Below are 25,885 nucleotides of genomic sequence, written 5' to 3'. Positions count from 1 at the left end.
CGGTACGGCCTCAGGCGCGATCCCCGGGCTCCTCCAAGAAGTTGCTGATCGCCGGGGCCAGCTGATCGGCGTTGGCGACCAGGTCGACGTGACCGCCCGGATGGGTCAGCATCTCCGCGTGCGGCATCAGCCGACTCATGATGTGCGCGTTGGCAATCGGGATGATGGGATCGTCGGTGCCGGCCACCAGCAGCGTGGGTTGGCGGATCGCAGGCAGTGCGAACAGGCTCGTCCAGACGGTGCCTGCCAGCAACTGGTGCAGATAGCCCATCTTCGACCCGGCGTGCAGCTGGGTGCCGAAGATCTTGGCGATGTCGAAACCGTGATCACGGGCCGCGCCACCGTAGAGCTCACCGGCGATGGTCGACAGATACTCCGGATCCCGAAATCGTCGTGGCGTCAACATCTTCGCCAGCACCCGCGGGTGGGCAGGCACCATGAGCGCGCCGGTGCCCGTCGCCACCAGTACCAGACGCCGGCATCGGCGCGGGTTCTGGAACGCGAACTGCTGGGCCAGCGCCCCGCCCCAGGACAGGCCCAGGACGTCGACGACGTCGAAACCGAGCTTCGTCAGCACCCGACCCAGCACCCAGGCAAGATAGGGAAAGCCGTACGGCAGCGCCGAGACCGGGGAGCCACCCGTGCCCGGCACGTCGAACCGAATCACCGTCAGATCGGGATCGAGCGCCGCGACGAACGGGTCGAGCACCTCCAAGCTCGCGCCGATCCCGTTGCACAGCACCAGTGGGACACCGGTGCCGGGGCGGACATCCACCCGGATGCGTTGGCCGCCTGCGGCGATGTACGTCTCGGTCATGGCCTCAGCTCTCATGGACGTAGGTTCCCGGTGCGGGGGCCAGCGGCTCGTAGCCGGGACCGCCAAGGGCTTGCGGCGCATCGACTTCCGGACCGCTGCGCTGCGCAAGCCACGCGATGTAGTGTGGCCACCACGAATCCTTCTGAGGTTCGTTCTCGGTGAGCCATTCCTCGGCGCTGGAGTCATCGACGGCGCCTGCCCGGAACGACGCCTTCGGATTGCCCGGAGGGTTGACGAGTGCGGCAATGTGGCCGCTGGTGGACAGCACGTAGGTGTTGTCTTTGCTGCCGAGCAGCTGCGCACTGCGGTAGGTGGCCTGCCACGGGCAGATGTGGTCCGCCACGCCGCCGATCACGTAGGCGTCGTTGGTGACGTTGCCGAGGTCGACCGGGCTGCCGAGCATGGTGACCTCGCCGGGTTTGGTCAGCGAATTGTGCAGGCCCGACAGCACCATGTCGCGGTGCAGAGCAGCGGTCATCCGCGTGGTGTCGGCATTCCAGAACAGCACGTCGAACGGCGCCGGTTCGCGGCCCTGCACGTAGTTGTTCACCCAGTACCGCCACACCAGGTCGGTCGGCCGCAGCCACGCGAACATCTCGGCCATGGCCTTCCCGTCCAGGTAGCCCTGTCGGGCCGACGACCGGATCGCGGCCTGCGCGGAGCGCTCACTCATCGCCGCGGAGGCGAAGCCGGCTCGGCTCTGGTCCAGCACCGTGACGGCCAGGGTGAGTCCGGCGATCTTGTCGGCCTCGCCGATATCGGCCAGATGCGCGGCCACCATCGCCGCCAGGATGCCGCCGGAGCAGGTCGCCAGCATGTGTGCGCTGTCGGTTCCAGCGATGTCTCGGACCGCGTCCAGCGCCTCCAGGATCGCACCACCGTAGGCGTCGAAGCCCCAATCCCGGTGGCGGGCTTGCGGATTCCGCCATGAGATGGCGAACACCTGCTGGCCCTGCGCCACGAAGTACTCGATCATGCTGCGGCCAGGGGCGATGTCCATGATGTAGAACTTGTTGATCACGGGCGGCACCATCAGCAGCGGGATCTGCCGCACGGTCGGGGTCTGCGGTGCGTAGTGGATCAGCTCGAACATTCGGGTCTTCAGCACTACCGCACCCTTGGTGATGGCGACCGTCTCACCGACGGTGTACGCGTCCGGTTCCACCATCGCCGGGACCCTTGGCTTGGACGACATGTCGCGGGCGAAGGCCCTGAGGCCACGCACGGCCGACATGCCGCCGGTGTCGATGAGCGCCTTCCAGCCCAGCGGGCTCAGTAACGGGTTGTTGCTGGGCGCGAGGCCCTCCAGGATGTTGTCCAAGACGAAACGCATCTTGTCGCGGTCTCGCCAATCCAAGTCGGCCGCGGCGAACAGGTGCTCGGCGGTGTCGGCCGAGGCCAGATAGGCCTGCATGGCGCGGTGCATCAGGGGGTTGCCCTGCCAGGCGGGATCGCTGAACCGCTTGTCTGAGCGAGCCGGAGCGCGGTCGGAGTTGCCGGTCGCTATCGTGGCGAGTTCCCGGCCGAGGCCGCCGATCTGGTCGGCGACGGTGCGGGGCTGGCGGGCCAGGCTGCCCCCGAGCCTGGCCCAGGACTGGTTGGGCATCATCCGCCCGGCGAAGCTGCGAGTCGAATTGACCAGCAGCAGATCCAGGGGGGCGGCGAGTTCGTCGAAACGGTTGTCGGTCATGGCAATCAGTTGCTTTCAGTGGTGGGGACGGCGATTTCGCGGCGCAGGATCTTGCCGGTCGGCCCTTTGGGCAGGGCGTCGACCAGCCAGACGCGGCGCGGGTATTTGTATGCGGCGACACGTTGTTTGACGAAGTCGCGCAGCTCCTCGGCTGCAGTCTGAGCGCCGTCCTTGAGTGCGACCGCCGCGCCGACCTCCTCGCCGAGCGAGTCGTGCGGGATGCCGACGACGCAGGCCTCCGCCACGGCCGGGTGCTCGTAGAGCACCTCCTCGATCTCGCGCGGGTAGATGTTCAGGCCGCCGCGGATGATCATCTGCTTCTTGCGATCGACGATGTAGAAGTAGCCGTCGTCGTCGACCTTGCCGATGTCACCGGTGCCGAACCAGCCGTCCGACGAGATCGCCGCTGCGGTGGCCTCGGGCAGGTTCCAGTAGCCCTTCATGACGTTGTGGCCGCGGATCTGGATCTCGCCGGGCTCGCCCTGGGCGACCTCGGTGCCGTTGTCGTCGACGACGCGCATCTCGACCCCTTCGATCGGCGTGCCGATCGAACCGGCCTTGCGCTCGCGGTCGGGATGGTTGAAGGAGGCCACCGGTGAGGTCTCGGACAGCCCGTAGCCCTCCAGGATCGTGGTGCCGAACGTCTGCTCGAACTCGGTGAGGACCGGCACCGGCAGGGCCGCGCCGCCGGATGCGCAGACGCGCAAAGTCTGTGCTGCACCGGGGAATTCGGGTGCGACGGCGAGCAGCGCGGAGTACATGGTCGGCACGCCCTGGAAGACCGTCACCCGCTCGCGTTCGATCGCCTGCAGCACCGTGCGCGGCTCGAATCGGGGGATCAGCACCAGCGTCGCGCCGACGGCCACCGCGGCGTTGAGGCCACAGGTCAGGCCGAACACATGGAACAGCGGCAGGCAGCCCAGGATCACGTCGTCCGGGCCGACCCCGATCAGCGTGCGCAAGGTGACGTCGGCGTTGCGGCGCAGACCACCGTGGGTCAGCTCGGCGCCCTTGGGCTTGCCGGTGGTGCCGGAGGTGTGCAGCACCACGGCGGTGTCGGTGTCGGCCCGCTCGACCGGTTCGGCCTGCTCGGGCAGGTCCGAGACCAGGGTGGGCAACGTGGCATCGTCGACCAGCCACGCTTGGGCCGTCGCGGCCGTGGCGCCGTCGGTGGCGGCCTCGGCGAACGCCGGCGAGCCGAACAGGGCCTTTGCACCGGTGTTGGACAGGTAGAACTCGACCTCGCGGGCCTTCAGCAGCGGGTTCATCGGCACCGCGATGGCGCCCTGGCGCATGATGCCGTAGTACACCACCGCGAACGAGGCACTGTTCGGCAGCATAATGCCGACCCGGTCGCCGGGGACGATGCCGGCGCGGTCGAGGAAGGTGGCGACCCGTGCTGCGGCGGCGTTGAACTGCGCGAAAGTCAGGGTTTTGCCCTCACAGATCAGGGCGGTTCGATCAGGGTAATTCTCAGCTGCTGCAACGAGATTGGTGCTGAGATTGGTCACGGTGTCCTCCGGGTGCCGACGTTTGATCCGATACCTAAACTGTGACGGCGGCGGCGCAGGAAGACCATGGTGGCGGGAACAACGTCCGGAGCAGTCTGGTGTGAGCGCCCACACCGCGCGACCGCCGCGCCTATCGTGTGCACATGCCAACGGCGCCCGATCCGAGCATTGTGCGGCTCGCCGAGGCCGTGCTGGCCCGTGCCGATGCCCTGGCTGCAGCCATGGCCGAGGTCATCCGGCGCGACGTCGCGTTCTACGCGTCCAACCGCAGCCTGGTCGACGACGCCGAGCTGCACCGCAGCTGCCTGGCCCAGATGGTCTATGTGTTCGACGCCCTGACTGCCGACGGCGGCCCCGAGCTGGCCGACGTATCGGCCGCCGAGGACACCGGCGTGCGGCGCGCACTGGCCGGGGTGCCGCTGGCGATGGTGATGTCGGCGTACCGCGTCGGGTTCCGGTTCATGTGGGAGGCGAGCCTGGCCCAGGCGCGTGACCTCGACATCAGCCCCGAGGCCATCCTGGCCACCACATCGCAGATCATGCTCGCCCAGGATTCCTTCACCCAGGCGATGACCGGAGCCTACCGCCAGCAGTTGACCCAGCAGATGCTCGGCAAGGAGGAGGAACGCTCGGCTCTGGTCGAGGCGATCCTGCAGGGCCGCATCACCGATACCCAGAACCTGTGGGACGCCGCCGACATTTTGCGGCTGCCCACGTCGGGTCCGTATGTCGTTGCGGCAGCTCAAGTTCCGGGCATCGGACGCACCGGGCTGCCGGAGATCGCGAGCAAGCTCGACACCCGCGACATCCGGTCGGCGTGGCGACTGTTGCCCGATCTGCAGGTCGGCATCGTGCACCTGCGGCGCTCGGCCGCCCTAGACGAGCTGTTGGGGATCCTGCGGTCGGCAGCGTCGGACCGGGTGGGCGTGAGCCCGCCGTTCGACGATCTCACGGACACCGGTGAGGCTCTGCGGTTCGCCCGGCTGGCCATCGCGGGCAGGCCGATCGACGATCAGCTGGTGCAGGTTTTCGACGGATCTCCGTTGGCGGTGGCGGCGGTCGCCGCACCCGAAATCATGCAACGCATCGGGAACGACGTCCTCGGCGGCTTCGACGACCTGCCCGCCGAGGAGCGGCAGATCCTGGTCGACACTTTTCAGGCCTGGCTCGACTCCGGCGGCTCCGCCAACGAGACGGCCGCCAAGATCTACGTGCATCCCAACACCGTGCGCCATCGTCTGCATCGCATCGAGGAGCGCACCGGCCGGTCGCTGTCGCGGCCCCGCGACATCGCGGAGCTGTGCCTGGCCTTCGAGGTGTACCGGCGCTTGCCCTGAGGAGTCACTTTTTCTCGCGAGCAGACGCGCAGGTACCCCGACACGCCGATATTGGCGGACCTCAGTGTCTTTTCGCGCAGGAGACTGCATCTGCTGCCGTATCGGCCAGAGCGAGGGTTGCCGCGTCGAGCGCGGGCTCCAAGGGTGTCGGCCAGGACGACAGCTTGGCGACCACCACCGCGCGATCGAAGTCGACGTAGATGAGCTGACCGTGAATGCCGAGGCACATCAGAACCCGGCGGTCGGGATACGGCACCCAGAATTGATTGCGGTACAACCCGCCGGGGAGCCCAGTGTCGGTGGGGGAGTTGGCGAATGCGTCGCGGGAGTCCGCAGCGCCGGTCAGTGCGTCATCGATCCAGGCTCGCGGCACGATGTGATCGCCGCCCCGGCGCAACAGTTCACCGAACCGGGCGGTGTCGCGTAGCGACGCCGCCAACCCACCGTCGTGGAAGACGCTGCCGGCGCGGTCGACCCCGGCGTCCATGTCGTCACCGGCGAAGCGCGACCACAGGGTGCGGGACAGTAGTTCGGGCATGCGTTCACCGGCTGCCCGCTCGCACACCCAGCCCAGCACGTCGGTCTCGCACGATCGGTACTCGAAAACCCCACCGTGCGGCCGTTGTTGGCGAAGATGAGGCAAGTACTCGTACAGCGTCGCCGGTACGTCCGGGCTGGTTCGCGGTACCCAGCCGAGGGCCTGGTCGAGGTGGCGGACCTCCGCGTCGGGATCGAGGTACTCTTCGCAGAATTTGATGCCCGAGCGCATGTCGAGGATGTGCCGTACGGTGGCCCCGGCGTATCCCGACCCGCACAGCTCCGGAACATAGTGGGTGACAGCGTGATTCGGATCCAGCGCTCCGCTGTCGATCAGGACCGCGGCCACCGAGCCGATGATCGACTTGCTGACCGAGTACAGCATGTGCGGCCGTCCGGGTTCGAGATCGCCGGGGTAGCACTCCGCACGGATGACGCCGTCGTGCAGTACCAGGAAGCCGTCGGTGAACGTATCGTCCAGAACCGAGGTGATCGTGCCGTCGGCAAGCGGCATGTTCAGGTCGAGTCGCCGGTCGTCCTCGGCCAGCGGCAACGGGGTGCGGCCTGCGGCCACCCGAGCGGTGGGCACGATTTCGCGCATCCGCCCCGATGTGTGGCGGTTGACCGGACCGGTCTGCCAGTTCTCCAGTGTCACAGCGTGATTCATCATGCGAGCTGCTCTCTTGTGGCGGGTTCGACATCCTCGGCGGCCCCGACGAGGGACTGCTCGTAGTCGATACTCAATTCCGGGGTGGGCCGCCGGAATCCACGCGTGAGCCACAGCAGGTAGCCCACACCGATTGCGAGCCAGCCCAATCCGATGGCCAGTGAGGTTCCGCTGAGCTGGGTGAGCAGGTAGATGCTGACCATCGCACCCACCGCGGGCAGCGCGACGTACCCGAGGGTGCTCAGCCGGCGGGTGCGGTGGTGGCGCAGGTAGTAGGCGATCACGCACACGTTGACTGCCGTGAAGGCCGTGAAGGCGCCGAAGTTGATGAAGCCGGTGGCGGTCTCCAGCGAGAGGTTGAGCCCGACGAAACACATTGCGCCGCTGATCAACACGCAGTAGATCGGGGTCAGCGTGCGGGGGTTGACATATCCGAACACGCGCTTGGAGAGCACACCGTCGCGGCCCATGATATAGAGCAGCCGGCTGGTGCTCAGCTGTACCGCCAGGCATGATGCGGACCCGGCGATGATGCCTGCGAGATTGGTCCAGTCGGCGAAGAACTGGCCGCCGACGTCGACGGACATGGTGTACGACGCGGCCTGGGCGTCCTCGAAGAGATCTCCCGGGTGCACGAGCTGCATGACGTAGGCGCCGACGATGAACAGCAGTCCGCCGATGCCCACGACCAGGATGACCGCACGGGGGATGGTGCGTTTGGGCTCCTTGGTTTCTTCGGCGAGCGTGGTGACCGCGTCGAATCCGAGGAATGAGTAGGCGGCGATGGCCGCTGCGGCCGATACGCCGGTGATGGTGCTGCCGGAGTTCCACAGCGGTGCGGTGTAGGAGACCGGCGGGCTGCCTGCAAGGGTTTTGACGCAGTACGCAAAGAACAGCAGCACGAGGAAGACGGCGACGCCGGTCAGAATCTTGTTGACGCGGTCGGCCACCACGATGCCGACGATGTTGACGAGCGTGGTGAATCCGGCGTTGATGAGCATCCAGACCCAGATGGGGATGGCCGGGAACTGGGCATTGAGCAGGATCGACTGCGTCAGCCAGGCGACCATCGGCAAGAACAGGTAGTCCAGCAGCACGCTCCAGCCGACCAGAAAGCCGACCCGGGAGCCAAGGTTGTGCCGAGCGTAGAAGTACGCGGAGCCGGAGACCGGGTAGATGCCTGCCAGCTTGGCGTAACTCAGAGCCGTGACCAGCATGGCGGCGGTGGCCAGCGCGAACGCGGTCGGCGCTGTGCCTGAGCTGGCGACGGCGATGATTCCGAAGATCACCATCACCAGGCTGGGCGCCATGTAGGAGACGCCGAAGGCGACCACCGAGGGCAGGGTCAGCCGACGCGCCAGGTGCGCTTCCGTCGCAGCGGTCATGGGCGGGCTCCTCGAACACGATTAATTGAATGAGATTCAATAATCTAGACGGAGTGTGGGCCGCGCCACAAGAGGCAAATTGAATAGAGTTCAATAAAGTCGACGAAGGAGGTTCCGATGGGCCGGCCGCGGGTGGCCATACTCAACCGGGACAAGATCGGTGCCGCGGCACTCGAACTGGTCGACCGCAACGGCGATTTCACGATGCCCGGATTGGCCCGGCATCTCGGTGTGCAGGTCGCCGCCGTCTACCACCACGTGCCGGCCGGGCGTGCCGAAATCATCGAAATGGTGCGGATACTCGTCGCCCAGCGGATCGACGACGCGGCGTTCGACCGCATGCCGTGGGATGAGGCATGCGTCGTATGGGCGCAGTCCTATCTGGGTGCCTTCAGTGCCCACCCTGCGGCGGTGCGGCTGCTGGCCACCGAACCGATCCGTGACCCCGGGTTGATCGCTGCCTACAACCCCGTCGCCGCGGGACTCGCCAGGGCAGGTTTCGGCGACGGCGAGATCATCGCGGTGATCACCGCTGTCGAGAACTTCGTGCTCGGTGCAGCGCTCGACGCGTCGGCTCCGGACATCGTGGTGGCGGCCGATCAGGACGGGATCGAACCTGAGCTGCGCCGGGCGCTCGACGAGGCGCCGACCGGGCCGGCACGTGCAGCACAGGCGTTCGACTTGGGTATCGAAGCCTTCGTGGACGGGTTGCGGCAGCGCTTGTCGCGGCGTGCGGGGACCTGAACGGCCGGGCTCGTCGAACGCCTCCGATAGCCAGGTGGCTGTCACCAAGGGTCAACCCGGGCAATCGAATTCACCGCAGTGGGCGACCATCTGGAGTAGATTTCGAGGAGCCGATCACGGGTCGAAGCTCGACCGATGTGGGCTCGGCTCGGTGAGCGTTCGGGGGTTGGGGGACCAATGCGGTCAGATGATGGTGCGACACGGGCGATGACGCCGGAAGGCCATACCAAGCGGTTGTTGTCGATCGACCTGATGGACGCCGATGAACGCAGCCTGCTGGACGGCTGGGGCAACCGCGCCGCGCTGACGCAGACCGCGGGCGCACCGGTGTCGATTCCGGAGTTGTTCGCGGCGCAGGCCGCATTCGACCCGCAGGCGGTGGCCATCACGTGCGGCGTGCGCTCGATGACCTACGGCGAGCTCGACGCTGCATCTGATCGCTTGGCGCACTTGCTTATTGACCGCGGCGCGGCCCCGGGCGAACGCGTGGCGATTCTGCTGCCACGCTGCGCCGAGGCGATCGTGGCGGTCCTTGCGGTACTCAAGACCGGAGCGGCGTACCTGCCGATTGATCCCGCGCATCCCGACGCGCGGGTCGGGATGGTTCTCGCCGACGCCGGGCCGATGGCCGTGATCACCACCGCGGAGCTGCGTTCGCGACTCGACGGGTCGCGGGTGCCGGTCATCGACATCGACGAGGACGCCGTCGATGCCCATCCCAGCGACGCTTTGCCGGTCCCGGCCGCCGACGACATCGCCTACGTCATCTACACCTCGGGAACCACCGGCGTACCCAAAGGCGTGGCCGTCACTCACCGCAATGTGACCCGGCTCTTCGAGGCACTCCGCAGCGAACTGGCGCGCGGTCAGGTCTGGACACACTGTCATTCCTTGGCATTCGACTACTCGGTCTGGGAAATCTGGGGCCCGCTTCTGCACGGTGGACGGTTGTTGATCGTGCCGGAGGATGTCGTTCGGTCGTCCGAAGAATTCCACGCGCTACTCGTGCGCGAAAACGTCACGGTCTTGAGCCAGACGCCCTCGGCGTTCCATGCGCTGCAAACCGCAGACGCGCTGCGGCCCGCAACGGGGCAGCTGAGCCTGCAGACGGTGATCTTCGGCGGTGAAGCGCTTGCGCCGCAACGCCTTGCGCCGTGGTTCGACAGTCATCCCGAACGGCCCCGGATGATCAACATGTACGGCATCACCGAGACGACGGTGCACGCCTCCTTCCGCCAGATCGGCGTCGAAGATGTCGACACGAACGTCAGCCCGATCGGTGCGCCATTACCACATCTGGCCTTCTTCGTGCTGGACGGGTGGCTACGGCCGGTGTCGCCCGGCGTCGCCGGTGAGTTGTACGTGGCCGGTGCCGGAGTGGCATGCGGATATTGGGGTCGCGCCGGTTTGACGGCGTCGCGTTTTGTGGCGTGCCCATTCGGTGATGCGGGTGCATCCGCACTACGCATGTACCGCACCGGTGATCGGGTCTGCTGGGGTGCCGACGGAGATCTGCAATATCTGGGTCGCGTCGACGAACAAGTCAACATGCGCGGGTATCGCATCGAATTGGGCGAGATCCAGGCAGTGCTGGCCGGCATGGAGGGCGTCGACCAGGCGGTGGTGATCGCCCGAGAGGACCGCCCTGGCGACATGCGGCTGGTCGGGTATGTCACCGGCACTGCGGAGCCGGCCGAGTTGCGTGCGCAATTGGCGGATCGATTGCCCGCATACATGGTGCCGAGCGCGCTGGTGACGCTGGAGGCGTTTCCGGTGACCGTCAACGGGAAGCTGGACACGCGCGCCCTGCCGGCGCCGGAGTCCCACGGCGCCAGCCGTTACCGCGCGCCGTCAGATGCGGTCGAGCAGATCCTGGCCGACGTCTACGCCCAAGTCCTCGGTGTCGAACGAGTCGGCGTGGACGATTCCTTCTTCGACCTGGGCGGGGACAGCCTGTCGTCCATGCAGGTGGTGGCCCGGGCGCGGGCGGCCGGTGTGGCGTGCCGCCAGCGCGATGTCGTCGTCGAGCAGACGGTCGCCCGGCTTGCGCGGGTGGCCGCATTCACCGATGGTCAAGCGGCTGTGGTCGACACAGGCACGGGAGCGTTGGTGGGTACCCCGATCATGCACTGGCTGCACGGTTTTGACGGCCCGATCGATCAGTACAACCAGACAGTGGTGGTGCAGGCGCCGGCCGGAGTGACGGAGAGCGACGTCGTCGCGCTGTTGCAGGCCCTGCTGGATCGGCACGCGATCTTGCGGCTGCGTGCGCACGACGACCACGGCGCATGGTCGCTGTCGATCCCCGCGGAAGGGGCCGTAGACGCCCGCCGCTGCGTCCACACGGTGGATGCCTTGTCCGATGAGGCTCTGGCGGCCGCGCGGGCACGACTGAGTCCCGACGCGGGGTCGATGCTCACCGCGCTGTGGGTGCCGACGTCCGGCCTGCTGGCGCTGATGATCCACCACCTTGCCGTGGATGCGCCGTCGTGGCGAATCCTGCTGGAAGACTTGAATATTGCCTGGATGCAGCACAGCAACGGGCAGTCTGTGCGCTTGCCTGCCGGCGGGACATCGTTCGCCCGTTGGGGTTCGATCCTCGCTGAGCACGCGCGCAGTGCCGAGGTGCTGCAGATGGCCGATGCGTGGCGGCAACTGCTGGCAACCCCGGCCGCGCTACCCGCGGTGCAACCCGCCGTCGACACCTACGCCACGGCAGGCCATCTCCTGGTGACGTTGGACGCCGACGTCACGCGCCAGTTGGCGGCGGACGTACCTGCCGCGTTCGGCGCTGGGCTGCAAGACATTCTGCTGATCGCGTTCGGATTGGCCTGGAACGAATTCCTCGGCGCCGGTGGTGGCCCGATCGGTATCGACGTCAAAGGCCACGGACGAGCCGAGCAACTGAGCGACGACGTTGATCTGTCGCGCACGGTGGGGTGGTTCACCAGCAAGTACCCGGTGGCGCTGGTCGTCGACGAAATTCCCTGGCCCCAGGTGGCCGCCGGTGACGCGGCCTTGGGACCGTTGATCAGAGTTGCCCTTGACCGGCTTCGCGCCACACCGGACGGGCTGACATACGGTCTGCTGCGGTACCTGAATCATGAAGTCCGGCTGGAGGGTTCGGAGCCTGTCATCGAATTCAACTATCTGGGGCGTTTCGATGCCGGTGCGGCCGACACGTCCGATCACCTGTGGCGGATCGATGAGGACGCCATGGCGGCCATCCCCGCGGCCTCGGAGATACTCACGCCGCTGGGGCATACCGTGGAGTTCAACTCGGCCATCCTGGATACCGGCACCGGGCAGCGTCTGCACGCGACCTGGACCTGGGCGCCGTCGGCACTGGACCAGAACCGGGTCGAGCGGCTCAACCAGTTGTGGTTTGGCGCTCTGAGAGGCATCTGTGTGCATGTCGCGCGTGGCGGTGCGCCGACACTCAGTGCTGACTAGACGAACCTCCGCACCCGGGCGAAGTTCTCGACGAGATCTGCTGCCGCGGTGACGCTGTCGGCAGGTTTGGTCATCCGCGCCGAGAGTTCGCGAGCGCGAATCGCGTACTCCGGAGACAAGATCTGGCTCAGATCTGCGACGAGCGACGCGCGGGTGGTGCGGGACAGGCGGCGGTGCGTGCCAACCTTCAGCCGGCGTTTGAGCTGAGCTCCCCAGATCATCTGGTTGCCGTCCACCGAAAGGACCAGGGTGGGAACGCCGGCCCGCAGACTCGCGGCCGTGGTACCCGACCCGCCGTGGTGCACGACCGCGCGGCACATCGGGAAAATCGATGCGTAGTTCACTGCGCCGACGATCTTCACGTGATCGGAATGCGCAATGCCATCGAAGTCGCTCCAGCCAGCGCCGATCAAGGCGCGCTCACCCAACTCTGCGCACGCCCCGCTGATCATGTCGACCGTGTCGGCCGGAGATTTCACCGGCATACTGCCGAAGCCGAAGAAAATCGGCGGTGTTCCCGCTGAAATCCATGCCGCGGCTTCTTCGTCGGCGCGGGTCGCCAGCTCCATCGTCAGGGCGCCCACAAAAGGTCGTTGATGTCTCCATGCTGCCCATTCAGCCGCCAACCCCGGGAACGCGACGTGGTCGTAGGCCTGAAGTTCCAATGCCCCCTGCTCGGCAATCCGCTGCGGCGACGGCCCTGTTGTTCTCGGCAAGCCGAGTGCGCCACGCTGAGTATCTTCGAGTTTCTTGCTCAGCCGCCAGATCAGCCAGTCGAACGCGCGCACCGCCAAGCGAGAGGCCGGAGCCGGCAAGATCGCCACGACCTGACCGTTGGGACGCATAGGGACGTGGTGCAGCGTGACCAACGGAAGCCCATGGTGTTCAGCCACATTGGCGGCGATCTCCTGGTACGTCTGCCCCGCGAGCACCAAGTCGGCACCATCGGCGAGTGACGTCAGTGTGGTGCTCATCTGCGTCCACGTCCGGTTGGTGACCTCCTGGATTTCGCGGCCGGCTCGCAGTTGGTCCCGAATTCTCCAGAATCTGCCGAACAGTGATGTGGTGAAGGTGAGGTAGGCATCCATCCAGGCCTGGGTCTCGGCTCCATAGGGTACGGCCGACAGTCCTGCCGATTCCGCGAAGGCGACCAAGTCGGGCGGGACGGCGATATCCACGTCATGCCCCCTGCGCTGCAGCTCCCGGCCAATCACAACCGAAGGTTCGATGTCACCCCGAGTGCCATAGCTTGCCAGCGCAAATCTCATCGCCGATCAGCCTAGACGGCCGCCGCCGGCGAGAACCCGTTTCCTTGACCGTCGAGCCTGCTCCGCGGCGTCGGTAGGCTCGGAGCATGTTCGACTTCCTCCCGAGCTTGCCCGGCCCCGACGATGTGCGGGCGCTGGTCCGCAAGGTCGACACCGTCCGACACAACGGCGTCCCCAGCGCATGTGTTCTCGAACTCGATCTGACGTCCGTGCCTGCGGAGACCGCCGGGTTCGATCCGTTGGCGATGATCTCCGTCGGAGGACGTCCGCTGATCCTGCGCCAGGCCGTCGCGGCGATACACCGGGCTGCCGACGATGACCGGGTGGCCGGGCTGATCGCGCGGGTGCAGATCCCGGCCGCGGCCGCCGGGCCGGTACAGGAGCTGCGCGACGCGATTGCCGCATTCGGCGCCGTCAAGCCGACCGTGGCCTGGTCGGAAACCTATCCGGGCACCTTGTCGTACTACCTGGCCTCGGCGTTCCGCGAGGTGTGGATGCAACCGTCGGGCACGGTCGGGCTGGTCGGTTTCGCGACCAACGCGATGTTCCTCAGGGATGCCCTTGACAAGGTGGGCATCGAAGCGCAGTTCGTCACGCGGGGCGAATACAAGTCTGCGACAAACATTTTCACGCAGGATCGCTACACCGACGCGCACCGGGAAGCCGACAGCCGGCTGATCGAGAGCCTCCAGACCCAGGTATGGCAGGCCATCGCCGAATCTCGGCACGTATCCGTCGAAACCATCGACGCGCTGGCCGACAAGGCACCACTGCTGCGCGACGATGCCGTAGCAGGCGGGCTCGTCGACCGGATCGGCTTCCGTGACGAGGCGTACGCCCGGATCAGTGAACTCTGCGGTGCCGCAGCGGAATCCGATGGCGACGACAGTGCCCCGCGGCTGTATCTGTCGCGGTATGCGCGGGCGTCGGCGCCCAAGCCCACCCCTGCGATTCCGGGGCTCAAGTCGAAGCCGACCGTCGCTGTGGTGACCGTGCACGGGCCGATCGTCAGCGGCAAGGGTGGTCGGCAGGCGCTGCCGTTCGGTAACTCCGGCGCCGGGGGTGACACCATCGCCGCGGCGCTGCGCGAGGCCGCAGCCCAAGACGATGTGGTGGCGATCGTGCTGCGCGTGGACAGCCCCGGGGGTTCTGTGACCGCCTCCGAGACCATCTGGCGTGAGGTGGTGCGGGCCCGCGAAGCCGGTAAGCCCGTCGTCGCGTCGATGGGCGCCGTGGCGGCATCCGGCGGCTACTACGCGGCCATGGCCGCCGACGCGATCATCGCCAATCCGGGCACCATCACCGGCTCGATCGGGGTGTTGACCGGCAAACTCGTGTCGCGAGAGCTCAAGGACAAGCTCGGGGTCGGTTCCGACGCGGTGCGCACCAATGCCAACGCCGACGCCTGGTCCACCAATGCGCCGTTCACCGACGAGCAGCAGGCGCAGGTCGAGGCCGAGGCCGACCTGTTCTACGAGGATTTCGTACAGCGGGTAGCCCAGGGGCGCGGCCTGTCGGTGGAGGCCGTCCGGGACGTCGCCCGCGGCCGGGTGTGGACCGGGGCCGACGCTCACGAACGCGGTCTCGTCGACGAACTCGGCGGACTGCGCACCGCGATCCGCCGCGCGAAACTCCTGGCCGGTCTCGACGAGGACACGAAGGTGAAGATCGCTCACCTGCCCGGGTCGTCGCTGCGAGACCTGTTGTCGCCCAAGCCATCCTCACAACCGGCTGCGGCGTCACTGCCCGAGGCGCTCGGCTCGCTGGCCATCGCGTCGGTGGCCGGGGTGCTGGACCAGGCTCAGCGCTCGGTGACCGGAGCCAACGCGATGTGGCTGGGGGAGTACCGCTTTTAGAGCTCGCGAGTAGACGGAGAATCGCACTAATCCCGCTCCGGTAGTGCGATTTTGCGTCTGCTCAGCGCATTTGGAGCCCCGTTCTTACGGCAGCGACAATTGCTGCACGCCCCGGGGGCGGTGCATTGCGGCTGCCGGAGAGGTAACGTCAGACCTTGGCAACTACTGAATTGCCGGACGAGACGACGGCCTGGCCCTGCGGTGTTCACCAAACAGACCAGCCGAAACCACAGCGCGCGGCGGGGACCGGTGTCGTCAGACACATGGAGGAACCGTGCCTGCGCACAAAAGCCCGATGAGGGGCTTCGGAGACAAGCCGGAGATCGACTACAGCGAACCCGCGGAAAGTGCGCCAGACCCGGGCGTACTCAGACGGGCGATCGCCGCATCGGCGATCGGAAACGCCACAGAATGGTTCGATTACGGCATATACGCCTACGGCGTCAGCTACATATCGGCCGCCATCTTCCCGGGTGATACCCAGCAGGCCACCCTGTTGGCGCTTGCGACATTTGCGGTTTCGTTCCTCGTGCGACCGCTCGGCGGGTTTGTGTGGGGACCACTGGGCGATCGGCTCGGACGCAAACATGTTCTCGCGATCACCATCGTGCTGATGGCAGGTGCGACGTTCTGCGTGGGGCTGGTGCCATCCTACGCGGCGATCGGATTGTGGGCACCGGCCATCATGGTGGTGCTGCGGATGATCCAGGGCTTCTCCACCGGTGGCGAATATGGCGGTGCGGCAACGTTTATGGCCGAGTACGCGCCGTCGCGCCGCCGCGGGTTCCTCGGTAGTTTCCTGGAATTCGGCACCCTTTCCGGCTTTTCGCTCGGCGCATTGCTCATGCTGGGCTTCTCGATGCTGCTCACCGATGACCAAATGGGTTCGTGGGGTTGGCGGTTGCCGTTCATGGTCGCCGCGCCGCTGGGTTTGATCGGCGTGTATCTGCGGTCCCGACTCGAGGACACTCCGGTATTCCGTGAACTCGAGCAGTCCGGGGACACCGAACAAGGCGCGGTGACCCAGTTCAAGGATCTGGTCGGGGAGTACTGGGCGCCCGTGTTGCGGCTGGGCGGTTTGGTTGTCGCACTCAACGTGGTCAATTACACGCTGCTCACCTACATGCCCACCTACCTGGAGCGGACCATCGGACTGTCGAGCAATCACGCGCTGGTCGTACCGATCATCGGCATGCTCACGATGATGGTGTTCCTGCCGTTCGCCGGTCATATCTCCGACCGCGTGGGCCGCAAACCGATGTGGTGGTTCTCGCTGATCGGACTGTTCATCGCCGGTGTGCCGATGTTCCTGTTGATGGGCACCAACATGGTCGGCGCCGTGATCGGATTCGCGGTGCTGGGGCTGCTCTACGTGCCGCAGCTGTCGACGATCTCCGCGACCTTCCCGGCGATGTTCCCGACGCAGGTGCGCTACGCCGGCTTCGCGATCGCCTACAACGTGTCGACCTCACTGTTCGGCGGCACCGCGCCCGCGGTCAATGACTGGTTGGTGTCGTTGACGGGCGACCACCTGGTGCCCGCGTACTACATGATGATCGCCTGCGTCATCGGGGCGATCGCGTTGGTGAAAGTTCCTGAAACCGCCCGTTGCCCGATCGGGGGAACCGAGATCCCCGGCACGCCCGCCGCGCCGCCGCAGCTGGAATACGACGTCGAACCCAGTACGGCGTCGTAGCTTTCAGTCGGCAGGCCGGCGCGCGATCAGCCGGTCGACGGCGTCCTCCATGTGCGCGAGCATCAGCTTGTCGGTGAGCGCGACGTCGCCGGATCGGATGGCGCTTGCCAGCGCATGATGCTCGGTGACCCGGTCGCCGGGGGTGTCGTAGGTATCGGCCAAGGCGTGCAAGCACATTCGGGTCTCGACCAGGTAGGTCTGGTGCATCCTCGACAGTCGTGAGCTGCCCGCCGATGCGACCAGCAGTTCATGGAAGCGGATGTCGGCCTCACTGAGCTCATCGGGTTCGGCGGCCGATTCCATCTCGTCGACGATGGCGAGCAGCTCGTCGCCGACTGCGGCGTAATCGCCGTGCAGGATCTTGCGCGCCGCGGTGCGCTCGACCGCCTCGCGCGCCAGATACATGTCGCGAACCTCGTCGGGCGTCATGTCGATCACGAACACGCCGCGGTTGCGGATGGCGACCACCAGACCTTCCTGGGTCAGCCGCTGAATCCCCTCGCGGATCGGACCGCGGCTCACCCCGAATCTGCGGGCCAGTTCGGCTTCGCCCAGCTGAGATCCCGGTTCAAGCTCGCGGTGCGCGATGGCCTGACGCAGTTTGTCGGCGATGATGCTCGGCGTCGATTGTTGGTCCACCGGGCCGATGAAGTCCGTCACCTGGCCGTCCTGAACAGCGTGCCCAGACCGGGCAGACACGGAACCGGCCCGAGCAACTGCAGGCCCTTCCATACCGTCACGGCATTGGCGGTCAGCACTGGTTTTCCGACCGCCGCCTCCAGCCTCTCGATGATGCCCAGCGTGTGCATGGCGGTGTCGGGCACCAGCACCGCCTCGGCGTCGGGATGGTCAGCTGCTCGTACCATCTCGATCACGTCGTCGGGGGCCAGTAGGCCCACCTCGGCGGCCGTGACGATGCCGTGGCTGCCCATCGCGACCACCACCGCACCACTGGCCGACAGGAACGTCACGAAGTGCGCGGCCACCTCCGCGGGGTACGACGCGGCAACAGCGACGCGGCGAATGCCCAAGTACTGCAACGCATCTGCAAAAGCTATCGAGGTCGACGACGCTGGTACGCCAGCCGCGACGGCCACCTGGTCGACCTGTCGGCGCGCGCCGTCGGGGCCGAACACGAAGCTGCCCGACGTGCACGCCCACATCATCGAGTCCGCGTGCGCGCCGCTCAGCCGGGCCACCCCGTCTGCGAGCCGTTCGGCCTTGCCGAGGTCGAGCAGCGCATCCACGCGGTGCGCGTCCTCGCCGACGCTGGTGATCGCAACGGGCAACGACACAGCGGGGCCCAAACGTGCCGCCAGCGTTTCGAAATCGTCCTCTGCGCTGTGGCCGGGATAGAGGATGCCTACGGTCGGCATGCGGTCTCCTCTCGGATCGTGGGCACGGTGCGGGTCTCGGTCATCAGTGCGCCAGCAGTCGCTGACCGGGCCCGACGGCCTTGCGTCCCGCGACGGCCAGCGCCGCCCACATGGTCACCTGGTTGGCCGTCACGACGGGTTTACCCAGGTCGGCCTCCAGTCGGGCGATCAGGTCGTAGGTCGGCAGGTTCGTGCAGCTGATGACGATCGCCTCGGCATCGGGAACATCGGTGGCCCGCACCAGATCTGCCGTGGTCTCGTACGGCACCGCCCAGATGCGGGTGGTCATCCCCAGGCCCGCCGTCGCGACGACCTCGATGCCTGCCTCCATGAGGTAGCTGGTCAGTCCGATGGTCAGGTCCGCGGTGTAGGGCGTGACAGTGGCGACCTTGCGCAGGCCCAGATGCCGCAACGCGGTGAGCATCGCACCGCTGGTGGTCACGGCGGCCGGGGCGCCCGCAGCGCGCATCGCCGCGACCAGGGCGGCCTCGCCTGCCATGCCCTTGACGAAGCTTCCCGAGGTGCACGCGTACGCGGTGACCAGCGGGGAGACCGCGAGCACGTTGGCGGCGCCTGCCTCCACCTGCTCGGGTTCAGAGATGTGCACCGCCATGTCGACGGTCACGGGCATGGGCGCATACCGCAACCGGGTGACGTAGAGACTGACGTCGTTGGGCACCCATCGCCAGAGTTCCCGGTCGAGGGCGAAGTCGTATGGCGCCACGACACCTATCCCCACCTGCTGCAAAGGCGGGTGAGGGGCCAAACCCTCGATCGTCATGCCCATAGTGTGAGGCCGAACCGGTCGACCGGCAACACATTGTTGACAATCCTACGAAAAGGTTCCTAGCCTCGGATTGATGTCGAGCCCACGTCCGGTGATCGCGGTGTTGTGTGAGCGCGCGAGCGACCGCCCGGCAGGGGTGGCGGATCTGGACCTCGACGTGGACTTCCGGTATTGCGCCGCAGACGGTTTGGCCGACGCGGTGCGGGGTGCGCGGGCGTTGCTGATGTGGGACTACTTCTCCACCGCGCTGCGCGGTGCGTGGGCATCCGCGGACGCCCTGGAGTGGATCCACGTCACCGCGGCCGGCGTCGACACGTTGCTCTTCGACCAACTGCGGGACTCCGACGTCGTGGTCACCAATGCTCGGGGCGTATTCGACCGTCCCATAGCCGAATACGTGCTCGGAGCGGTCATCGCATACGCCAAGGGAACCCAGGCCAGTCTTGATCGGCAACGACGGCATCAGTGGCAGCACCGGGAGACCAGGACCATCACCGGTGCGAACGCACTGGTGGTCGGCACGGGCGGCATCGGCCGGGAGATCGCGCGGCTACTGCGCGCTGCCGGACTCGTCGTGCGTGGCGCCGGACGTGTCGCGCGGGCCGAGGATCCCGATTTCGACGGGGTCGTCGCCACAGCGGACCTGGCCACCGCGGTCGGCTGGTGCGATCACCTGGTGTTGGCCGCCCCGCTCACCGACGACACCCGCGGTCTGGTCGACGCGACCGTCCTGGCCGCGATGAAACCCGATGCGCATCTGGTGAACGTCGCTCGAGGCCCGCTCGTCGACGAGTCCGCACTGCTGGCAGCGCTGACCGCGGGCGGCATCGGTGGCGCCACCCTCGACGTGTTCGACGCCGAACCGCTGCCGCAGGACCATCCGTTGTGGGATGCGCCCGGTGCCGTCGTCACGGCCCACATGTCGGGAGACGCGCTCGGCTGGCGTGACAGGCTGGCCGCGCAATTCGCCGAGAATCTCCAGCGGTGGCTGGCGGGCCGGCCGCTGCACAACGTCGTGGACAAGAGGCTCGGATACGTCAGGGGGACAACGTGATTCCCGCGGCAGCCGACCTGATGGCGGGCTACCGGGACAAAGCGCTCTCGCCCGTCGAGGTCACCAGGGCCGCGCTGGCTGCGATCGACCGCCACAACCGCCTGGTGAACGCCTTCGTGCTGATCGACGAGGACGGCGCGCTGGCGGCCGCACGAGCATCGGAAGCGCGGTGGCAGGCCGGGGAACCGCTCGGGCCCGCCGACGGCATCCCCACCTCGATCAAGGACGCCCTGTGGACGAAGGGCTGGCCGACACTGCGCGGCAGCTGGCTCATCGACGAGGCAGGGCCGTGGGACGAGGACGCGCCAAGCGTTGCGCGGCTGCGTGATTCGGGCGCGGTCCTGCTCGGCAAGACCACCACACCCGAGTACTCGTGGAAAGGTGTCACTGATTCGCCGCGCTACGGCGTGACCGGAAATCCATGGAATCCGACCGTGACCGCCGGCGGGTCCAGCGGTGGCAGCGCCGCGGCCGTTGGCCTCGGTATGGGTGTGTGGTCGGTCGGCACCGACGGCGGCGGCTCGGTGCGCATACCTGCGGCATTCACCGGCACGGTGGCACTCAAACCGACGTACGGACTCATCCCGCTCTATCCGCCCAGCCCCTTCGGCACGCTCTCGCACGCCGGTCCGATGGCCCGGACCGTGGCCGACGTGGCCGCGTTGCTCGACGTGGTCACCGGTTTCGACCCCCGCGACTGGTCCGCAATGCCTTCTCCCACTTCATCGTTCCTGGCCGGTCTCGACGGCGGCATCGCCGGGCTGCGGGTGGCTTATTCGCCCGACCTCGGGTTCGGTTCCAACGATCCCGAGGTCGACGCCGCGGTACGGGCCGCCGTCAACATCCTCGCCGCAGCCGGTGCCGACGTCGAGGAAGTCTCCCCGGGCTTTCCCGACCCCGTGCACGCCTTTCACGTGCTGTGGTTCTCGGGCGAGGCAAAAGTGTTGGAGGGCAAGCTCACTGGCGATCACACCCGGCCCGTCGATCCCGGCCTGCTGCGCACCGCCGAGATCGGCGCCGGATTCTCGGCTTCGGACTACCTCGACGCGACCGCCGTCCGTATGGCATTGGGGGAGCGGATGGGTCGGTTCCACCAGCGCTACGACGTGCTGATCACGCCGACGCTGCCGCTCACTGCCTTCCCCGTGGGACAGGACGTGCCCGACGGCTCCGGATCGCCGGACTGGACCAGCTGGACGCCGTACACCTATCCGTTCAATCTGACTCAGCAGCCGGCACTTTCGGTGCCGTGCGGGTTCAGCAGGAACGGCCTGCCGATCGGTCTGCAGATCGTCGGTCCCCGGCACGCGGATGCCCTGGTGCTGCGCGTCGGACAGACCTATCAGGACGCCACCGACTGGCACCACCGGGTGCCTGCGGTGCTCACGGAGGAGGCGCGATGAGCCGATTGATCACGGTGTCGCTCGACAAGCGAGGGGTCACGTGCGTCGCCCGGTTGCTCGACGACGCGGCGCCCCGAACGTGTGCGGCCGTCTGGGATGCATTGCCGCTCTCGGCACAGGTGTTCCACGGCAAGTACGCCCGCAACGAGATCTACACCCTGCTACCCGCGTTCTGCGCTGACCCGGGCCGGGAGAACACCACAGTGACGCCGATACCCGGTGACCTGTGCTGGTTTTCGTTCGACTCCGACGACTTGGGCAACCCCGCCTACGGCTACGAGAACACCACGGGCACCGGGACGACAGGCGCCATCGTCGACCTGGCGCTCTTCTACGGACGCAACAACCTGCTGATCAACGGCGACCAGGGCTGGGTGCCCGGCAACGTGTTCGGAGCGATCACGGACGGGCTCGAGGAGATGGCAGCCGCGTGCCAGGACCTGTGGATGGGCGGCGCCCGTGGCGAAACCCTGAGTTTCGCCAGGGCGTGACCGGCCCTCAGCCCAGAGTGCCGCTGATGTAGACGATTTCGCCCAACGGGTCCTGGTCGTCCGCCTCGGGCGCGGGCAGGTCGTAACGTGCGAACAGCTCCGCCCGGGGAACACCGGTCATCTGCCAGCCTTTCGGGGCGAGATAGTCCGCCGCGGAATGTCGTTCGCCGTGATAGATCAGAGACGGCATGTCCATGTTCAACCCGAGCTGACTGAAGCCGGCCGCTACGGCGCGGGCCTTGTCGGGATCGAAATCCTTGAGGCCGGGCACGAATTCGGTTGCCAGAGCGCTGTCGGCAGCACTGAGGGCGTCGATGTTGTCGAACAGGCGGTCCTGGGCGTCCGGCGGCAGATAGATCAGCAGACCCTCGGCGGACCAGGCCGTCGGCTGCCCCGGGTCGAAACCCGCGCCACGCAGTGCTGTGGGCCAGTCGTCCCGCAGGTCGATCGGCACCGTGCGGCGCTGCGCCGTCGGCTCCGCACCGAGGTCGGCCAGCACCTGGGTCTTGAACTCGATGACGTCGGGCTGGTCGATCTCGTAGACGACGGTGCCGGCGGGCCAGGGCAACCGGTAGGCGCGCGAATCCAGCCCGGACGCCAGGATCACCGCCTGCCGGATACCGCCCTCGGTGGCTGCGACGAAATAGTCGTCGAAAAACCGTGTGCGTACTGCCATCTCGTCGATGTTCGTCCGCGCTCTGGCGGCCGCTTCCGGGGCGATGGCCTCGATGGCGTCGAAGTCCAGTTCACCGTTGACCATCTTGGTGAACGCGTCGATGCCCACGGCCCGAACCAGGGGCGCCGCGAACGGGTCGTTGATCAGACCGTGCGGCGCGGTGCTGGCGATTGCCCGCCCCGTCGCGACGAGTGTTGCTGTCGCTCCCACGCTCGATGCCAGATCCCAGCTGTCGCCGTCGACCCGCGCCATCAGATCCTCATTTCCGTTCTGCGGACAGATAACCCGAATCGCCGGCAAGGTCGGCGAGGTCATCGGGATAGTCGAAGCCATAGCCGGCGTAGGCGTCACGTGCGGACAGCACGGTCGTCTGCCAACCATGACCGGTCAGATAGTCACCGGCGGTGTGACGGTCGCCGGAATAGAACAGGTCCATCAGGTCGACGTCGGAGCCGACCCGCTTGGACCATTCGCTGACCTTCTTCGTCCATTCCTCGGGGAGCGTGTTCATGTCCATGTGTTCGGTGGCCAGTCGACTCCCCGGTGCGGACAGTTCGGTGATGTTGTCGAAGAGCCGGTCCTGGGCGTCGGGCGGCAGGTAGATCAGGAGTCCCTCGGCGATCCATGCGGTGGGTGCCGACGGGTCGAATCCGGCCGCGCGCAGCGCAGCGGGCCAATCGTCACGCAGATCGATGGCGACGGCGCGGCGTTCGGCGGCAGGTTCGGCGCCGAGCCCGGCCAGCGTGCGGGTCTTGAACTCGATCACCTCAGGTTGGTCGATCTCGTAGACCACGGTGCCTGCTGGCCAGCCCAGCCGGTAGGCGCGGGTGTCCAGACCGGATGCCAGGATGACCGCCTGGCGGATCCCGGCTTCGGTTGCGCTGGTGAAGAAGTCGTCGAAGAACCGGGTACGTACGGCGATCTGCTCGCACATCCGCTGCCGGTCCAGCATCGGGTCGCCCTCGACGCAGAGCTCGCCGTCGGCCAATCGGACGCAGTGCTCCAGCCCGACCGCCTTGACCAGTGGATCGGCGTACGGGTCGTTGATCAGCGGCTCGGGCTGCTTGGTGGCCAGCGCGCGGGACGCGGCGACGCCCGTCGCCGTCGAGCCGACGCTGGTAGCCAGGTCCCAAGTGTCACCGTCGGTGCGTGCCATCGTTGCTCCTTACTGTCGGGTGGCCACTACTGCCAATGAATTACGTTGTGGTTCAGCGTCTTCCGAGTCCGGGAAAGTGCGTCCGTATTCGGCGAACACCTCGGGGCGCCGTCGGGCCGTCACCGACCAGCCGCCGGCGGTGAGATAGTCGACGACCGAATTGCGCTCGCCGGTGTACCAGAGCTCGGACAGGTCGACGTCGAATCCGTGTTTGCGCCACCGCTCGGCCATGGACTGGCTGCGGTTGCGCACAGCCGCCGCGATGTCCGGGTGGTACTCGGTCGCCAGCCGGCTGCCGGTGGCGCTCAGTGCGGTGATGTGGTCGAACAGTCGGTCCTGGGCCTCGGGCGGTAGGTAGACCAGCAGCCCCTCGGCGCTCCACGCCGTCGGCAGATCAGGGTCGAACCCGGCGGCGCGCAGTGCCGCAGGCCAGTCGTCACGAAGATCGACGGCCACGGCGCGGCGCTCTGCGGTGGGGGCGGCGCCCAACTGCTCCATCGCGGCGGTCTTGGCGCCGATCACGTCCGGTTGGTCGATCTCGTAGACCACGGTCTCGTCGGGCCAGGGGAGCCGATAGGCGCGCGCGTCCAGCCCCGAGGCCAGGATCACCGCCTGCCGGATGCCCGCGCCGCCCGCGTCTGCGAAGAAGTCGTCGAAGAACTTCGTCCGCACCGCCATCACCGACGTCATGAACTCGGCCGCCGAGGAATCCTCGCCGTCGAGCACCAGGTCGCCGTCGACGAGTTTGGTGAAGAAGTCCACACCCACCGCGCGCACCAGCGGCGCGGCGTACGGGTCGTTGATCAGAGGCTGTGGTTCGGCGCTGGCGATCGCGCGGGCCGCGGCGACCATGGTGGCCGTCGCGCCGACGCTGGAAGCCAGGTCCCAGCTGTCCGCATCAGTACGTGCCATGTCGGTCCCTACCGCTGCGCGCTGATGTAGAGGACCGATGCGGCGTGTGCCTCATCCTCGACCGGCGGCAGGCCCGTCTGGATCAGAAGATCGTTGGAACTGATGCTGGTGGTCTGCCAGGAGTGGCCCTCCAGATACGTGGTGACGTCGGCGCGATCCCCGAGAAAGATCAACTCGTTGAGGTCGATGTCCAGGCCGTGCGCCCGCCATCGGTCGGTGAAGTCCTTCATTCTGGCGCGGATCGACTCTTCGTCGTTGGCCTCGGTCGCCGGAACACCCTCGACGCCGAGCCTGCTGCCCGGCGCGCTGAGCGCGGTGATCTGGTCGAGCAGGCTGTCCTGGGCCTCCGGCGGCAGATAGCCCAGCAAACCCTCGGCGATCCAAGCCGTCGGCTTGGCGGCATCGAATCCGGCCTCGGTCAACGCCGTGGGCCAGTCGAAGCGAAGGTCCATGGCCACCGTGCGCAGATCTGTGGTCGGCGTGGCGCCCAGCCCGGCGAGGGTCTTCGCCTTGAACTCGACCACCTGAGGTTGGTCGATCTCGAACAGCACGGTGCCGTCCGGCCAGGGGAGCCGGTAGGCCCGGGAATCCAGGCCCGCCGCGAGGATCACCGCCTGACGGATGCCGGCGCGGGCCGCGGACAGGAAGAAGTCGTCGAAGAACCGCGTGCGGGCGGCCATGCCGTTGGCGAATCGATGCAGCCCGGTCGCGGCCTCCTCGTCGAGACCCTCGGTGGTGAAGTCCTCGTCGACCAGTTTGGCGAAGAACTCCATCCCGACGGCCCGAACCAAGGGTGCGGCGAACGGGTCGTCGATCACGGGGTCCTCGGCGTTGGTCGCCATCGCCCTGGCCGCCGCGACCATCGTCGCGGTGGCACCCACGCTGGACGCCAGATCCCAGCTGTCGTTGTCGGTGCGCGCCATGAACTCCCCTTAGATGCCTGTTAGTTAGGTGATGTAACGAGCCGCCGCCGACTGTACGCTTCGAAGCTGAATACGGGGCTTGGCCTGCGGGTCAAGCTGATCGATGCGGGGCCGCCCGGGCGCAACTGTTACTCTCGTAGACTGTT

The 25,885-nt window shown here is 67.0% G+C and carries 20 protein-coding genes and 1 pseudogene; 8 read left to right on the top strand and 13 right to left on the bottom strand.

What is annotated here, in order from left to right:
* Nucleotides 1-10: 10 nt before the first annotated feature.
* The 3 genes from phaZ to A5784_RS17110 are packed head-to-tail and all read right to left on the bottom strand — an operon-like array spanning nucleotide 11 to nucleotide 4,018.
* Nucleotides 11-817, bottom strand: a complete 807-nt coding sequence (gene phaZ / locus A5784_RS17120; protein ID WP_232006085.1) for a poly(3-hydroxyalkanoate) depolymerase — start codon at nucleotides 815-817, stop codon at nucleotides 11-13.
* 4 nt (nucleotides 818-821) lie between these two features.
* A complete protein-coding gene (locus tag A5784_RS17115) occupies nucleotides 822-2,507 on the bottom strand; it encodes a PHA/PHB synthase family protein (protein WP_064946103.1) in 1,686 nt (561 codons plus the stop codon).
* Between the two features lie 5 nt (nucleotides 2,508-2,512).
* Nucleotides 2,513-4,018 carry a long-chain-fatty-acid--CoA ligase gene (locus A5784_RS17110; protein ID WP_064946102.1) on the bottom strand — a complete coding sequence of 502 codons (1,506 nt, stop codon included), beginning with the start codon at nucleotides 4,016-4,018 and terminating at the stop codon, nucleotides 2,513-2,515.
* A gap of 143 nt (nucleotides 4,019-4,161) precedes the next feature.
* On the opposite strand from A5784_RS17110, the gene A5784_RS17105 reads away from it, so the two are divergent.
* Nucleotides 4,162-5,355, top strand: coding sequence for a PucR family transcriptional regulator (locus A5784_RS17105; protein WP_064946101.1), 1,194 nt, complete (start codon nucleotides 4,162-4,164; stop codon nucleotides 5,353-5,355).
* A gap of 61 nt (nucleotides 5,356-5,416) precedes the next feature.
* Here A5784_RS17105 and A5784_RS17100 read toward each other — a convergent pair whose 3' ends face one another.
* Both A5784_RS17100 and A5784_RS17095 read right to left on the bottom strand, forming a co-directional pair.
* Nucleotides 5,417-6,559: a serine hydrolase domain-containing protein gene (locus A5784_RS17100; protein WP_502687520.1), complete on the bottom strand. Its 1,143-nt coding sequence runs from the start codon at nucleotides 6,557-6,559 to the stop codon at nucleotides 5,417-5,419.
* The gene (locus A5784_RS17095) at nucleotides 6,559-7,944 is read right to left on the bottom strand and encodes an APC family permease (RefSeq protein WP_064946099.1); all 1,386 of its coding nucleotides are present in this window, start codon (nucleotides 7,942-7,944) and stop codon (nucleotides 6,559-6,561) included. Before A5784_RS17095 ends, A5784_RS17100 begins: the two co-directional genes overlap by 1 nt.
* Nucleotides 7,945-8,061: 117 nt before the next feature.
* On the opposite strand from A5784_RS17095, the gene A5784_RS17090 reads away from it, so the two are divergent.
* Both A5784_RS17090 and A5784_RS17085 read left to right on the top strand, forming a co-directional pair.
* Nucleotides 8,062-8,688 carry a TetR/AcrR family transcriptional regulator gene (locus A5784_RS17090; protein WP_064946098.1) on the top strand — a complete coding sequence of 209 codons (627 nt, stop codon included), beginning with the start codon at nucleotides 8,062-8,064 and terminating at the stop codon, nucleotides 8,686-8,688.
* A 204-nt stretch (nucleotides 8,689-8,892) separates the two neighbouring features.
* Nucleotides 8,893-12,141, top strand: a pseudogene (locus A5784_RS17085) (amino acid adenylation domain-containing protein); the annotation flags it as partial.
* On the opposite strand, the gene A5784_RS17080 reads toward A5784_RS17085, so the two are convergent.
* Nucleotides 12,138-13,409, bottom strand: coding sequence for a glycosyltransferase (locus A5784_RS17080; RefSeq protein WP_064946096.1), 1,272 nt, complete (start codon nucleotides 13,407-13,409; stop codon nucleotides 12,138-12,140). The pseudogene A5784_RS17085 and the gene A5784_RS17080 sit on opposite strands and share 4 nt — an antisense overlap.
* Nucleotides 13,410-13,495: 86 nt before the next feature.
* Between A5784_RS17080 and sppA the strand changes: the two genes are divergently transcribed.
* Both sppA and A5784_RS17070 read left to right on the top strand, forming a co-directional pair.
* Nucleotides 13,496-15,265, top strand: coding sequence for a signal peptide peptidase SppA (gene sppA, locus A5784_RS17075; protein WP_064946095.1), 1,770 nt, complete (start codon nucleotides 13,496-13,498; stop codon nucleotides 15,263-15,265).
* Nucleotides 15,266-15,560: 295 nt separating this feature from the next.
* Nucleotides 15,561-16,961 (top strand): MFS transporter, encoded by a 1,401-nt coding sequence (locus tag A5784_RS17070; RefSeq protein WP_064946094.1) that lies wholly within the window; start codon nucleotides 15,561-15,563, stop codon nucleotides 16,959-16,961.
* A gap of 3 nt (nucleotides 16,962-16,964) precedes the next feature.
* Here A5784_RS17070 and A5784_RS17065 read toward each other — a convergent pair whose 3' ends face one another.
* From A5784_RS17065 to A5784_RS17055, 3 genes are read right to left on the bottom strand one after another with little or no spacing between them, the layout of a single operon-like run.
* Nucleotides 16,965-17,621 (bottom strand): GntR family transcriptional regulator, encoded by a 657-nt coding sequence (locus tag A5784_RS17065; protein WP_064946093.1) that lies wholly within the window; start codon nucleotides 17,619-17,621, stop codon nucleotides 16,965-16,967.
* Entirely contained in the window at nucleotides 17,618-18,337 is a 720-nt protein-coding gene (locus A5784_RS17060; RefSeq protein WP_064946092.1) for a maleate cis-trans isomerase family protein, read from the bottom strand. The genes A5784_RS17065 and A5784_RS17060 overlap by 4 nt, the downstream gene beginning before the upstream one ends.
* Before the next feature lie 43 nt (nucleotides 18,338-18,380).
* Nucleotides 18,381-19,118 carry a maleate cis-trans isomerase family protein gene (locus A5784_RS17055; protein WP_197514777.1) on the bottom strand — a complete coding sequence of 246 codons (738 nt, stop codon included), beginning with the start codon at nucleotides 19,116-19,118 and terminating at the stop codon, nucleotides 18,381-18,383.
* A 79-nt stretch (nucleotides 19,119-19,197) separates the two neighbouring features.
* Between A5784_RS17055 and A5784_RS17050 the strand changes: the two genes are divergently transcribed.
* Genes A5784_RS17050 through A5784_RS17040 form a run of 3 tightly spaced genes read left to right on the top strand, consistent with a single transcriptional unit; the run spans nucleotide 19,198 to nucleotide 22,072 of the window.
* A complete protein-coding gene (locus A5784_RS17050; RefSeq protein ID WP_082944899.1) occupies nucleotides 19,198-20,178 on the top strand; it encodes a D-2-hydroxyacid dehydrogenase in 981 nt (326 codons plus the stop codon).
* Nucleotides 20,175-21,581, top strand: a complete 1,407-nt coding sequence (locus tag A5784_RS17045; protein WP_064946090.1) for an amidase — start codon at nucleotides 20,175-20,177, stop codon at nucleotides 21,579-21,581. The genes A5784_RS17050 and A5784_RS17045 overlap by 4 nt, the downstream gene beginning before the upstream one ends.
* Nucleotides 21,578-22,072, top strand: coding sequence for a DUF3830 family protein (locus A5784_RS17040; protein WP_064946089.1), 495 nt, complete (start codon nucleotides 21,578-21,580; stop codon nucleotides 22,070-22,072). The genes A5784_RS17045 and A5784_RS17040 overlap by 4 nt, the downstream gene beginning before the upstream one ends.
* Before the next feature lie 7 nt (nucleotides 22,073-22,079).
* On the opposite strand, the gene A5784_RS17035 is transcribed toward A5784_RS17040, so the two are convergent.
* The 4 genes from A5784_RS17035 to A5784_RS17020 are packed head-to-tail and all read right to left on the bottom strand — an operon-like array spanning nucleotide 22,080 to nucleotide 25,739.
* Nucleotides 22,080-23,000, bottom strand: a complete 921-nt coding sequence (locus tag A5784_RS17035) for a class I SAM-dependent methyltransferase (RefSeq protein ID WP_064946088.1) — start codon at nucleotides 22,998-23,000, stop codon at nucleotides 22,080-22,082.
* Between the two features lie 7 nt (nucleotides 23,001-23,007).
* Nucleotides 23,008-23,904 carry a class I SAM-dependent methyltransferase gene (locus tag A5784_RS17030; protein ID WP_064946087.1) on the bottom strand — a complete coding sequence of 299 codons (897 nt, stop codon included), beginning with the start codon at nucleotides 23,902-23,904 and terminating at the stop codon, nucleotides 23,008-23,010.
* Between the two features lie 9 nt (nucleotides 23,905-23,913).
* Nucleotides 23,914-24,816, bottom strand: coding sequence for a class I SAM-dependent methyltransferase (locus A5784_RS17025; RefSeq protein ID WP_064946086.1), 903 nt, complete (start codon nucleotides 24,814-24,816; stop codon nucleotides 23,914-23,916).
* An 8-nt stretch (nucleotides 24,817-24,824) separates the two neighbouring features.
* Nucleotides 24,825-25,739 (bottom strand): class I SAM-dependent methyltransferase, encoded by a 915-nt coding sequence (locus A5784_RS17020; RefSeq protein ID WP_064946085.1) that lies wholly within the window; start codon nucleotides 25,737-25,739, stop codon nucleotides 24,825-24,827.
* Between the last annotated feature and the right edge of the window lie 146 nt (nucleotides 25,740-25,885).

The organism is Mycobacterium sp. 852013-50091_SCH5140682 (genome assembly GCF_001665685.1).
Lineage (GTDB): Bacteria > Actinomycetota > Actinomycetes > Mycobacteriales > Mycobacteriaceae > Mycobacterium.
This window is presented reverse-complemented; position numbering and strand designations above follow the sequence as displayed.